Source organism: gamma proteobacterium symbiont of Lampromicra miyakona (assembly GCF_059730895.1).
This window is the reverse complement of sequence record NZ_AP035932.1, coordinates 3,678,402-3,690,628: the sequence shown is the minus strand read 5'-3', so window position 1 is coordinate 3,690,628 and position 12,227 is coordinate 3,678,402. Positions and strand designations below refer to the sequence as shown.

General features: G+C 59.9%; 11 protein-coding genes. 5 read left to right on the top strand and 6 right to left on the bottom strand.

From position 1 onward, the window contains the following. Window positions 1-59: 59 nt before the first annotated feature. The 3 genes from abgT to AC6I8P_RS17435 form a co-directional block, all read right to left on the bottom strand. The gene (gene abgT / locus AC6I8P_RS17445; protein ID WP_058774913.1) at window positions 60-1,580 is read right to left on the bottom strand and encodes a p-aminobenzoyl-glutamate transporter; all 1,521 of its coding nucleotides are present in this window, start codon (window positions 1,578-1,580) and stop codon (window positions 60-62) included. 217 nt (window positions 1,581-1,797) lie between these two features. After that, complete coding sequence (locus AC6I8P_RS17440) at window positions 1,798-3,243, bottom strand: M20 family metallopeptidase (RefSeq protein WP_498030839.1); 1,446 nt, start codon at window positions 3,241-3,243, stop codon at window positions 1,798-1,800. After that, window positions 3,240-4,553: an amidohydrolase gene (locus AC6I8P_RS17435; protein WP_498030838.1), complete on the bottom strand. Its 1,314-nt coding sequence runs from the start codon at window positions 4,551-4,553 to the stop codon at window positions 3,240-3,242. Before AC6I8P_RS17435 ends, AC6I8P_RS17440 begins: the two co-directional genes overlap by 4 nt. Before the next feature lie 113 nt (window positions 4,554-4,666). On the opposite strand from AC6I8P_RS17435, the gene AC6I8P_RS17430 reads away from it, so the two are divergent. Beyond that, window positions 4,667-5,566, top strand: coding sequence for a LysR family transcriptional regulator (locus AC6I8P_RS17430; protein ID WP_058770043.1), 900 nt, complete (start codon window positions 4,667-4,669; stop codon window positions 5,564-5,566). A 71-nt stretch (window positions 5,567-5,637) separates the two neighbouring features. Next, on the top strand, window positions 5,638-6,075 hold the full coding sequence (gene yjdN, locus AC6I8P_RS17425; protein WP_058770044.1) for a VOC family metalloprotein YjdN: 438 nt from the start codon (window positions 5,638-5,640) through the stop codon (window positions 6,073-6,075). A 45-nt stretch (window positions 6,076-6,120) separates the two neighbouring features. Here the strand turns inward: yjdN and AC6I8P_RS17420 are convergent, their stop codons facing one another. From AC6I8P_RS17420 to AC6I8P_RS17410, 3 genes are all read right to left on the bottom strand, one after another. Beyond that, window positions 6,121-6,987 (bottom strand): nucleoside-specific channel-forming protein Tsx, encoded by an 867-nt coding sequence (locus AC6I8P_RS17420; RefSeq protein WP_021507798.1) that lies wholly within the window; start codon window positions 6,985-6,987, stop codon window positions 6,121-6,123. A 330-nt stretch (window positions 6,988-7,317) separates the two neighbouring features. Then, window positions 7,318-8,676, bottom strand: coding sequence for a sensor histidine kinase (locus tag AC6I8P_RS17415; RefSeq protein WP_058759279.1), 1,359 nt, complete (start codon window positions 8,674-8,676; stop codon window positions 7,318-7,320). Beyond that, window positions 8,673-9,332, bottom strand: coding sequence for a response regulator (locus tag AC6I8P_RS17410; protein WP_021507795.1), 660 nt, complete (start codon window positions 9,330-9,332; stop codon window positions 8,673-8,675). The genes AC6I8P_RS17415 and AC6I8P_RS17410 overlap by 4 nt, the downstream gene beginning before the upstream one ends. A gap of 189 nt (window positions 9,333-9,521) precedes the next feature. Here AC6I8P_RS17410 and AC6I8P_RS17405 point away from each other — a divergent pair, with 189 nt between their 5' ends. The 3 genes from AC6I8P_RS17405 (at window position 9,522) to AC6I8P_RS17395 (ending at window position 12,213) form a co-directional block, all read left to right on the top strand. After that, window positions 9,522-9,890, top strand: coding sequence for a helix-turn-helix domain-containing protein (locus tag AC6I8P_RS17405; RefSeq protein WP_021507794.1), 369 nt, complete (start codon window positions 9,522-9,524; stop codon window positions 9,888-9,890). Between the two features lie 108 nt (window positions 9,891-9,998). Beyond that, window positions 9,999-10,889: a LysR family transcriptional regulator gene (locus tag AC6I8P_RS17400; protein ID WP_058759280.1), complete on the top strand. Its 891-nt coding sequence runs from the start codon at window positions 9,999-10,001 to the stop codon at window positions 10,887-10,889. Window positions 10,890-11,001: 112 nt separating this feature from the next. Continuing rightward, window positions 11,002-12,213 (top strand): MFS transporter, encoded by a 1,212-nt coding sequence (locus AC6I8P_RS17395; protein ID WP_211724913.1) that lies wholly within the window; start codon window positions 11,002-11,004, stop codon window positions 12,211-12,213. Window positions 12,214-12,227 lie beyond the last annotated feature (14 nt).

Sequence of the window (12,227 nt, the reverse complement as noted above, 5' to 3'; positions counted from 1 at the left end):
ACATTTTGGCAACGTGCGTTGCAGTTCACAGAAAGCGGTACGCCGTCCATGGCGCCAGGTCAGGGCAGATGCGGATAAACGCCCGGACCGATGGGCAGGCCCAGCAGATACCACACCAGCAGCAGCGCGATCCACGTCACAAAGAACACCAGCGGATACGGGAAGATCAGCACGTAGTAGGTGCCGAGCTGCGCGTCTTTTTGATAGCGCTGCAGGAAACCGAGGAACAGCGGCAGAAACGGCGACATCGGCGCCAGCGGCAGCACGGCGGAATCGGCGATGCGGAAAATCATCTGGGCAAACGCCGGGTGAAAGCCGAGCAGCATAAACATCGGCACAAACACCGGCGCGAGGATCGACCAGATCGCCGAGCCGCTGGCGATAAACATGCACAGAAACGCCGAGAGGAACATCAGGCCGAGAAAGGCCGGCGCACCGCTGATGCCGGCGCTCTCCAGCATATCGGTCAGGCCGATGGCCATAAACTTGCCCATGTTGCTCCAGTTAAAGAACGCCACGAACTGCGACAGCGGAAACACCATGACGATAAAACCGGCCATGCTCTTCATCGGATCCACCAGCAGTCGGGGGATGTCGTCAGCGCGGCGAATCTGCTGCGTCACCGCGCCATAGGCAATCGCCACCACAAAGAAGAACAGGATGATGATCGGCACGATGCCCTGAATAAACGGCGAAGGGATGATCCCGCCGGTTTTCGGGTTGCGCAGCGGCGCATGCTCCGGCACCACCAGCAGCGCCATCACGCCGATGAACATCAGCGCGGCGAGACCGGCCGCCTTCAGGCCGCGATTCTCCTGCGCCGTCAGTGGTGGCAGGCGATCGTGGTGGCCGCTGTTCCAGACGGGCAGGCGCGGCTCGACAAATTTATCGGTCAGCAGCGCGCCGGCCACGGTCAGTACGATGACCGAGCTGGCCATGAAGAACCAGTTATCGATCACGCTGACGTGGACCGTGTCGCTGACCGCTTTGGCGGCCTCGGTACTGATGCCGGAGAGCAGTACGTCGGTGGTGACGATCAGCAGATTCGCGGTAAAACCCGACGCGACGCCGGCAATCGCCGCCAGCAGACCCGCCACCGGATGACGCCCGACGGCAAGGAAGATCAGCGCGCCGAGTGGCGGCATCACCACCAGTGCGGCGTCGGAAGAGATATGGCTGAAGAACGCGATAAACAGCACCATATAGCTGGCGTAGCGACGGCTGACGCGTGACGCCATCTTCACCATCAGCGATTGCAGCAGCCCGACTTTTTCCGCCAGGCCGGCCCCGATCACCAGCGCCAGAATGGAGCCCAGTGGGGTGAAGCCGCTAAAGTTTTTGATGATGTTGGGCAGGATCCATTGAATGCCCGCCACGCTCAGCAGGTTATTGACCCGCACCAGTTCGCCATTGGCGGGATTTTTAACAGCTACATCAAGGCTGCTGAGAAGCGCGGTGGCGATCATCAGCACCACGATCAGGTAGACAAACAGTAAGAACGGGTTGGGCACTTTGTTGCCGACCCGCTCAATCCAGCTGAACAGCTTGCCGGGGCTGCGATTTTCAGTCATCACTTCCATCGGTAGATCCTCATGAGTCGTCTTGTCAGTTATGTTTGCGTAATGCTTATATTTTTTTAATGGTGATGCGTTGGTACCAGGTCACCATAAATGGCTACCCTACACGGTAAGGAGCGGTGACCACCGGTCACGCACCCGGTTACTGCGTTGCAGATCGGTCGCAATACGTCCCGTAGGGTGCGCATTTATGCGCACCTGGCGTAATGCGTTGCTGAACTCAGGATGCTAATGTCGATGGCTGCACGCCGGCCGGAATCGGGCACACGTACGGCTGCTCGCGGCGCACGCGGTCAAACTCTTCACGACAACGCGCCAGCGCGGCATCATCGTGCAACAGCGTCAGCGCGGTGGCGGCCAGCACTTTGGCGGCGAGGCACATCCCTTTGTGGGCAATCGGCGTGCGGCCCTGCGCCACCAGCTGCCAGGTGTGCAGCGGCGTGCCGAAGGCAAAACAGGGGGCAAAACACTGCGCCGTCGGCGTTACCCAGCTCACATCCCCAACGTCGGTTGAGCCGTACAGCAACTCGCGCGTGACCGCATACGGCGCTACCTCATCCATCAGCACTTTATCCCCCAGCGCCTCAGCCCAGGCGATACCCGCTTCGCCACCGGTGCGCGCCGCATTCAGTCGCGCGTTACGCAGATCGTCTTTGCTCAGCGTGGCGCGGATCTCTGCCGCAAACGCCTGTTCCTGCGCGCTGTAGTGCGGCAGACCAAAATGGTGCAAATTACGTTCCATCACCGCTTCCAGCGCGCGGTTGGGCATATAGTTGGAGCAGGCTTTATCAAAACGTACCGTCATCTGCGTATCGGTCATCAGCGCTGCGCCTTTGGCGATGTTGATCACGCGCTGGTAGATATCCTGGGCCTGGTCGAGCTGCGGCGCGCGAATCAGGTACAGCACTTCGGCATCGGCCTGCACCACGTTGGGCGATACGCCGCCGGTTTGGGTGACCGCATAGTGCAGGCGCGCCTCCTGCACGATGTGCTCGCGCAGAAAATTCGCGCCGGTGTTCATCAGCGTCACCGCGTCCAGCGCGCTGCGCCCGAGATGCGGCGAGTTAGCGGCATGCGCTGCCACGCCTTTGAAGTGAAACGCCGCCTGAATATTGGCGAGGGTGCTGAGGTTGAACATGCCGCTGAAGCCTTCCGGGTGCCAGGTCACGGCAGCATCGACATCATCAAACAGCCCCTCGCGCACCATGAAGGTTTTACCCGAGCCGCCCTCCTCACCAGGGCAGCCGTAAAAGCGCAGCGTGCCGCGTCCGCCCTGTTCTGCCCACCAGGCTTTGATGGCGAAAGCGGCGGCCAGGCCGGCGGTACCGAGCAGGTTGTGGCCGCAGCCGTGACCATTGCCGTTTTCCACCAGCGGCTCAGGCGTGGCGCAGCCCGCCTGCTGGCTCAGGCCGGCCAACGCATCAAACTCGCCGAGGATGGCGATCACCGGCTGGCCGTGGCCGATTGAGGCGATAAACGCGGTGTCGAGACCGCCGACGCCGCGCTCGACCTCAAACCCCTCCTGCACCAGCGCATTGGCCAGCAGCGCAGACGATTGCGTCTCTTCGAAACGGGTTTCCGGTACGTCCCAGATGGCATCGCTGAGGGCACTGAAACGCGCCTGGTGCTGGTCGATGTAGCGATCGATAAAGTCGTGTGCGCTCATCGGGCACCGCCGAATTGCGTCTGGTTAAGCGCCAGCGTAGCCAGCATCTGCACGGCGGTGGCCATCACCGCTTCATCAAAGTCGAACCGCGCATTGTGATGGCCCGCCGCCAGATCGCAGCCGAAGATGACGTAAGACGCCTGGCCGCCGCGCTGCTGCACGCGCTCCATCATGTAGGTGGCATCTTCGGAACCTGCCGCCTGCTGTTTGCTGTCTATCACCGAACTGAACAGACCCAGCGCTTCGGCCTGCTGATGGATAAAACTGACCCACGCCGGGCTCGGCGTGCAGCTGCGTGCGCCACCCATCAGCGTGACCTCGTGCTCAACGCCGTACATCGCCGCGGCACCGGCAATCACGCGCAGCGCCTGCTGATAGATATCGTCGTTGACCTGATTACTCGCGCCGCGCGTTTCCACCTTCATCAGCGCAACATCCGGCACCACGTTGCGTCCGCTGCCGGCCTGTAAGACACCAACGTTAACGCGCGCCACGCCGCCGCTGTGCTGCGGCAGAGTGTGCAGCGCCAGCGTGGCCTGCGCTGCCGCCAGCAGTGCGTTGCGTCCCTCTTCCGGTTTGCCTCCGGCATGCGCGCCGACCCCGGTAAAACGCACGTCCAGTTTGGTCGTGGCGAGAAAGCTGTCGCTGCCGCAGACGATCTCGCCCGGCGGCACGCCGGTGCCGAGGTGAATGGCGGTGAACAGATCGACATCATCAAGCACGCCCGCGGCCACCATGGCTTTGGCACCGCGTACGCCTTCTTCGGCTGGCTGAAAAATAAGTTTTATTCGACCGCTCAGCTGGTGCTTCATCGCCATCAGCACGCCCGCCAGCGCCAGGCCAATGGTGGTGTGACCATCGTGGCCGCAGGCGTGCATCATGCCGGGATTGCACGAGGCGAAGCCTTCGCGCGTCGGCAGGTGATCGGCGGCGGCGCTCTCCGTCTGGTCGAGCGCGTCCATGTCAACACGAAAGCCCATCACCGGACCGGGACGTCCGGTGTCCAGCGTCGCCACCACGCCGCAGAAACCGCCGGAGAAGTGGGGCAGCCACTGTGGCAACGCGCCCTGCTGCAGCGCACGCGCTTCCTGCTGCGCCAGCACTTCAGCAGACGGCAGACCCATACGCGCATCGGCATCAATCACCTCACGGCCCAGCTGCAGCTGATAACCAAGACGATGCAGCTCTTCCGCCACCAGCGTGGCGGTGCGGAACTCCAGCCAGCCGGATTCAGCAAACTGGTGCAGGTCGCGGCGCCATGTCTGCATCTGCGGTATCCGCGCGTTGACGAGGTCGGAAAGGGTGTTCATCGGCTGTTCCTTAGTGTTGGTTTTTTATGCATTCAACCGAATCTACACAATGGTATTAGGGCGCATAAGATGCGAATATCTTGTGACCGATAGACAACGGTTATCACCAGATCATGGCGGCCAATCTTAAACTTCATCAGCTGCGCGCCTTTGTTGACGTGGCGCGCCAGGGCAGTATTCGCGCCGCCAGCCGGCTGTCGGGCCTGTCACAGCCGGCGTTAACCAAAGCGATTCAGGAACTGGAGCTGGCGCTGGGCGCGCGCCTGTTCGAGCGTCGTCAGCAGGGCGTGATGCTGACCGATGTCGGTGAAACCTTTTTTCGTCATGCCTGTCTGGTGCTGGAGGAACTGCGCGTGGCGCAGGAGGATATCCAGCAGCGGCTCGGTCTGGCCGGTGGCAAAGTGAATATTGGGGTGGGCGGCAGCATTGCGCGTACCGTGATGCCGCAGGTGATAACCCAGTTTCATCGTGAATATCCACTGGTGAAAGTGCGTATCGTTGAGGGCCAGCTGGTGTCGATGGTGCATGAACTGCGTCAGGGCGCGCTGGATTTCACCATCAATACCTACGACCGGCATCACTTCGATCAGGAGCTAATTTTCGAGCGGCTGATGCAGCGCGAGTATCAGGTGGTGATGCGTAAAGGGCATCCGATGGCGCATGCGCGCTCGCTGGCCGAGTTGCAGCACTGCGACTGGACTATGCCGACACCGCAGGGCAGTTATTACCGACTGCTGCATGACCTGTTCGGTGAGCGCGGCATGGCACCCAAAATCGCGGTGACCTGCGAGACCTTTATGGCCTGCACCAGCCTGGTGGCGAAGAGTGATTTTGTCAGCATCATTTCGCGCGACGTGATTGAAGACCCTACGCACGGCGGGCAGCTGATCGCGCTGGATCTCGACGATCCGCTGCCGAAAGCCACCTTTTATCTGATTCAGCGTAAAGACACCGCGCTGACGCCGATGAGCGCTTACATGGCGCAGCTGTTTCGCCGCTACTGCCAGCCGTGACGGGCGAAAAACTGCATCGTCTACACTTTAGGTGTACGACACGCGTTTACGCACTCTCAACGGAGGTTACGATGCAGGTGAGTCCTTATTTATTTCTCTACGGTCGCTGTGAAGAAGCGATTGCCTTCTATCTGGAAGCCACCGGCGGCGAAATTCTGCAAAAAATGACGTTTGGAGATATGCCGGAGCAGGGCGAACAAGTGGGCGATCAGTCGGCGCCGCCGCTGCCGCCGGAAAAGATTATGCATGCGCATCTGCGCATTGGTCAGGGCGAGCTAATGCTGAGTGATGGCAATACCGCCCAGCCACCGGCGTCCGAACATGCCGGTTATGCGGTGAGCCTGGCCACGCCAGATGAAGCGGAGGGTAAAGCCTGGTTTGATAAGCTCTCTGCGGGCGGCAAAGTGACCACTGAATGGCAGAAAACTTTCTGGTCGAACGGCTTCGGGATGTTTATCGATAAGTTCGGCATCCCATGGCGCATCAACGTGGTGAAGCCACAGGCGTAACAGACTGGCGTGGCCGTGATGGTAAGCGGCCACGCCGGAAGCGGTTTAGAAGTTGTAACCCACCACCAGGTAGTAACCCCAGCCGGTTGATTTCACTTCAAACGGACCGTTGCCGAAGTTCAGCTCCTGGCCATCAGCCCACTGGCCGCCGTTGTGGAAGTAACGCGCCACGGTAGAGACATGCCAGTGATCGTAGTTCAGCGACAGAATGTGGCTGGAGGCAATTGAGTTGCTGGTGCGTGAGCGGTCAGACTTGTCACGCAGATCGGAGCCCCAGTCAAAGTTGGTGAAACCGATGTAGCTCAGCTTGCCGCCCCACAGGTCGGTAATCGGTACAAAGTATTTCACCTTGAAGCGATAACCATCCCAGCTGTTTTCGTTCGCCGCGCCGTAGTTTTCCCACTGGTATTTCGCGTACACGTTCAGTGACAGGCCGATATCGCTATGGGTATCAATGTCAGTACCCAGACCCATATACCAGGTGTTCTGACGGCTGTCGCTGTTGCGACCCATGTCGTAGATGTAGTTGTTAGCGAAGTACCACTCTTTGAACGGTCCGAACGCCAGGCTGGTGCCGGTCAGCTTATCAATGGAGAAGCGTGGCTCAATTTCCATGAACATCGGAGAACCGTGGTCAAAAATACCGTTGGCATTGCTGTTACCCACGCCAAAGAAGTTGGTCAGGTCAAGGTAGCCGTAGAAATCAAACCAGTCCTTTTTAGTAAAGGCTTCGTATTCGAGATACACATCATTGTTGAACTGGGGTCCGAAGCGGGTGTGATAACTGCCTACCACGTTCACGCTCTGATGCCACCAGTCAGAAAGGTACTGCGGATCGCTTTCCGCCGCCTGTGCGGCGCCGGTCCAGCTACTGGCCAGTAAGGCCCCTGCTATCAACGTTTTAAATTTCATTATTTTTTAACCACTTACTCGTGATCGCCGCGCAAATGCTGCGATCGGGTGAAATCGATCCCAGGGGATGGGCAGTGTGCTGTTGTCGCCGGTCTGACGCGCCGGATTTTCAGGCCCGCGTAATGTGCCTGTAACAGAGCGATAGAAAATAGATTTTGATCACGTTTGTCAAAAAGTGTTGCATTTCGATTCAGTAAATATGTGAGCTTGATCACACAAAGGCCGTGTAACGAACGGAACCCCGCAACCGTTTACGTTGTCGGGATACGCAGAGAACTGGCAGGAGAAGAAAATAGCCGGCGCGGATTATCGCGCCGGAGAGGAAAGACGTCAGGGAAGGGTTACGCGTACCTGCAGGCCACACACTTCACCCTGCGGGTTCAGGCAATTCGACAGCGCCACCTGCATCTGATGCTTCTGCGCCACGCTGCGCACGATCGACAATCCTAAGCCGCTGCCCTGCGCCTGGACATCCGGCGAGCGGGTAAAGCGATCGAAGGCGCGCTCAATAAACGACTCCGGCATGCCGGGGCCGTTATCGACAATATCCACCACCGTATGATGACCGACGCGATGCAGTAGCACATCCACCAGGCTGCCCTCCGGCGTGTGCAGCATGGCGTTGCCGATCAGGTTATCGAACAGGCTGCGCAGATCGGAGCGGCTGGCGTGCAGACGATAATGCGCCGTGCCGTTGAAGCCGATATCAATGCCGCGCTTGTCCGCCACCACCATCAGCTGCTCAATGCTCTCCTTCAGCAGGTCATCAAGCTCAATGGTCTCGACGCTGGCGACAACGGACTGATCCTCCTGGCGCGAGATGTTCAGCAATTGCGTGACCAGATGGCGCGTGCGCGTGACGCCCGCTTCCAGCTGATCAAACTGGCGGCTGGCTTCGCCCGGCAGGATGTGCTGACGCAGGTTCTCCAGCTGTAACGTGACGGCGGTGACCGGCGTGCGCAGTTCATGCGCGGCATCCTCAAGGAACTGGCGCTGTGACGACCAGGCCGCGCGTAGTTTATCCAGTAGCGAGTTATAAGCATCGACCAGCGGCAGCACTTCGTCCGGCAGACCGTCCGGCGACACGCTGTGCGGATGCAGGGTTTCCTGCGCCGCAATCTGGCGCGACGCCACGCGCAGATCGCGCGTAATGGCACGCACCACCAGCCAGATCACCAGCAGCGACAGCGGCATCATCAGGATCAGCGGAATGATGGCGGAGAGTACGCGTTTCACCATCAGGCTCTTCATGTAGCCGACGTTGTGCAGCACCTGAATATTGCCGATCTCGCTGCCCAGCTCGCCGGGACGGGTGTAAACGCGCCACTGGCAGTCATCGCCGCAGTCGCCAACTTTTAAATCTGACCAGCCTTTTTTGCTCTGCAGGGGCGCATGCAGCGCCGGCCAGGAACTGGCGCGCAGATGATTATTGGTGTCCCAGAGCTGAACGATATAGGTACTTTTCAGCTTCTCCTGCTGCATCACCATCGGCATCAGTGCCGGCATGCGCTGGCTGCTTGACCAGGCATCGGCAATTTTGGCGAGCTGGTCGTCCTTCATGGTGCCCATCATGTCGCCATAGCAGTGGTAGAAATACCAGGTGACACCGCCGATCATCGCCAGATGCAGCAGCACCAGCGTGGCCAGCAGTTTGTTGCGCAGCGACCGCATAAACGTAAAGGATCTCATATTGCCGGTACCCGCCAGCCCAGACCGCGTACGTTGCGAATCACTTCGTTATCGAGTTTGCGCCGCATGCCGTGAATCAGCACGTCCACGGCGTTGCTGGTGACCTCTTCGCCCCAGCCGTAGATGCGGTTTTCTAACTGCTCACGCGACAGGATCGCGCCCGGGCGTTCCAGCAGCGCATAGAGCAGGGCGTATTCACGTGCGGTTAGCTGCTCGCGCTGGCCTTTGTACAGCACTTCACGCGTCATCATATCGAGCTGCACGTCGCCGTTGCCCAGCAGGGAGTCCGCCGCACCGTGGCGGCGTCGGGTGATGGCTCGCATACGCGCCAGAACCTCTTGCAGATCAAAGGGTTTGAGTAAGTAGTCATCGGCGCCGCTGTCCAGGCCCTGGATGCGCTGCTGCACGGTATCACGCGCGGTCAGCACCAGCACCGGCGTCATGTCACCGCGCGTGCGCGCACGGCGCAGCACATTGATGCCATCTTCACGCGGTAAACCGAGATCGAGCAGGACGCAGGTATAACCGCCTTCCTGCCAGGCGTTGCTGGCAAATACGCCGTCACGCACCCAGTCCACCGACCAGCCGGCGGCCTCCAGCGCCTGCTGCAGGTTGGCGCCGATCATTTCATCATCTTCTACCAGCAGCACACGCATGATGCCCTCCTGAATAACTTGTCGCAGTGTAGCGCCCGATAATTAGCGCAGAATTAACCTGGTGCGCTGTTTCGTCGGGAAAGCCGTTTTTTTGCTTGCTAATTCTGCGCTAATTTTCTGCTAATTAAGGGATAAATTTAACGCGCTACAGTGACGTCACTGGACATTTTACCGACGCCGGAGGAAGTCATGAATCAGCGCGAATTTATCCGTAGTTTGCTGGAGTGGATTGAAAAAAACTTAGGGCACGATCTGCATCTGGATGAAGTAGCACGCCGCTCGGGATATTCCCGCTGGCATCTGCAACGTCTGTTCCGTCAGCACACCGGTTTTTCACTGGCAGAATACATTCGCCAGCGCCGGCTGACTGAGTCAGCGCTCACGCTGATCAACAGTGATGAGGCGATTTTGCAGGTAGCGATGAGCTACGGCTTTGATACCCAACAGGCTTACACCCGCACCTTTAAAAATTATTTCCGCGTCACGCCAGGCCAGCTGCGGCGTCAGCGTCGCGTCGAGCCGGATCGCCTGCTGTTTCCGTTAGCGGTGGCGGTGTGACATCCCTCGCCCGATTTCCCGTGGCCGCTGCGTAACGGGAAATCGGGTGCGCATTCGCGTGTTTACTTTTAAGCTGCGGTTCTCACTCTTTCGAATCAGCCAGAGAACATGGACAACAGCGATAATCTCACCGCCATGATGCTGTTTGCACGCGTCGTTGAGCGGCAAAGCTTCAGCGAAGCGGCCCGTACGCTGGGGGTATCAAAATCGCACGTCAGCCGCGAAATTGCCCGGCTGGAGGTGCGGCTGGGTATCAAACTGCTGCAGCGCACCACGCGCAAAGTGGCGCTGACCGAGCTGGGCCAGGCTTACTATCCGTTCTGCACCCGCATGCTGGAAGAGATGCATCGCGCCGATGCGTTTGTGCAGCAGGTGCATCAGCAGCCTGCCGGCAACGTGCGGCTGCAGGCGCCGATCACCTTCGGCTGCCAGTGCGTGGTGCCGACGCTGAACACCTTTATCCGCCGTCATATTCACATCAATGTCGATCTCGAACTGACCACCAGCGACGATCCGCAGCCCAGTGCGGACGTGGCGATTGTGATCCGCGCGCGTGCGCCGGAAGTCGCAAACTACCGCGAGCTGAGCAGCATTGACTGGGGACTGTATGCGTCGCCAGCGTATCTGGCTGCGCATCCGGCCATCGATCATCCCGAACGTCTGATGCGCCACGATCTGCTGCTGTTTCACGGCCCGGCACACACGGCGGCGTTGCCGTTTCGCCGTGATAAGCAGCGCCTGGCGCTGGATGTGCACAGCCGCTTTCGCGCGAATAACAGCATGGCGCTGCTCAATGCGGCCCTGGCCGGAACCGGCGTGGCGTATCTGCCGGCCTATATGACGCAGGAGGCGCTAGCGCGCGGCGAGATTCAGCAGGTGCTGCCGGAATGGCAGATGGATCGCCTGCACAGTTACCTGCTGCTGAAAGAGCAGCCGCAGCCCTCGTCACCGATCACCTTGCTCTGCGACGCGCTGATCACTGCGCTGGGTGCGCCGTGATTGTTGTTTTTTGGCAACAATAGCGCGCTGGCTGGCAAATATCCGCTTCTCCCTGTTTTCTGTGTGCTACCGCTGATAGCCTGCTAAAAAAGCCAAAAACAGGGATATCCCTATGTCGCACTCTTCTATCGCGTTAGCGCCTGAGCAGCAACACTGGCGGCGCAATTTGTGGGTTTGCGTGCTGGGCTCGTTCAGCACTATCGTCGCCATGACCCTGCTGCTGCCCTTTCTGCCCCTCTATGTGCAGCAACTGGGCGTGCAGGAACCGGCAGCGATTGCGCGCTGGTCAGGCGCCGCTTATGGTGCCACCTTTCTTAGCGCGGCGCTGACGGCACCGCTGTGGGGAAAACTGGCGGATCGCTATGGCCGCAAGCTGATGCTGATCCGCGCCAGCCTCGGAATGGCCGTCGCCATGTCGCTGATTGGTATGGCCACCGCGCCGTGGCAGCTGGTGGCGCTGCGCCTGCTGGCCGGTCTGCTCGGCGGCTATGCGTCGGGTTCCACCATTCTGGTGGCGTCGCAAACGCCGAAAGCGCAGACCGGCTGGGCGCTGGGCGTGCTGTCCTCCGGCATCATGGCCGGTAACGTGGTCGGCCCGCTGCTGGGCGGCGTGCTGCCGCCGCTGATCGGTATCCGCCACACTTTCTGGCTCACCGGTGCGGTGATTTTTCTCGCGTTTCTCGCCACCACTTTTCTGCTGAAAGAAGCGCCACGTGCGGCGAAGAAAGCCGCAGCCGGGGAGGGTGATGAGCCGGAGGCGTCGATCAACCGGCCAGTGGTGTGGCTGATGTGGCTGTCGGGCATGCTGCTGATTTTTGCCAATATGTCGATTGAGCCGATTATCACGCTGTATATCGCGCAGTTTGTTCACGGCGATCACGCGGTGACGGTAACGGCCGGGCTGGTGATGGCGGCCGCCGCGCTGGGCAGCATTCTCTCCGCGCCGCGTCTTGGCCGGCTGGCCGACCGCATCGGACATGCGCGCGTGCTGATTTATGGCCTGCTGTTCTGCGCGCTGCTGCTGATTCCGCAGGCATTTATTAGCGCGGCGTGGCAGCTGGTGGTGCTGCGTTTCCTGATGGGGATGGCGCTGGGCGGCCTGATGCCCTGCGTAACGGCGTTGATTCGTCATAATGTGCCGCAGCGGCAGGTCGGGAAAATGCTGGGCTATGCGACCTCAGCCCAGTATGTCGGCCAGGTGAGCGGCCCGCTGTTCGGTGGCTTTATCGGCGGCGCGTTTGGTATGCGCCCGGTGTTTCTCGCCACCTGCGTGATTATGGCGCTGTGCGCGCTATTGAATGCGCGGGTGCTGCGTAAACCCTGATCGCCAGATCGACC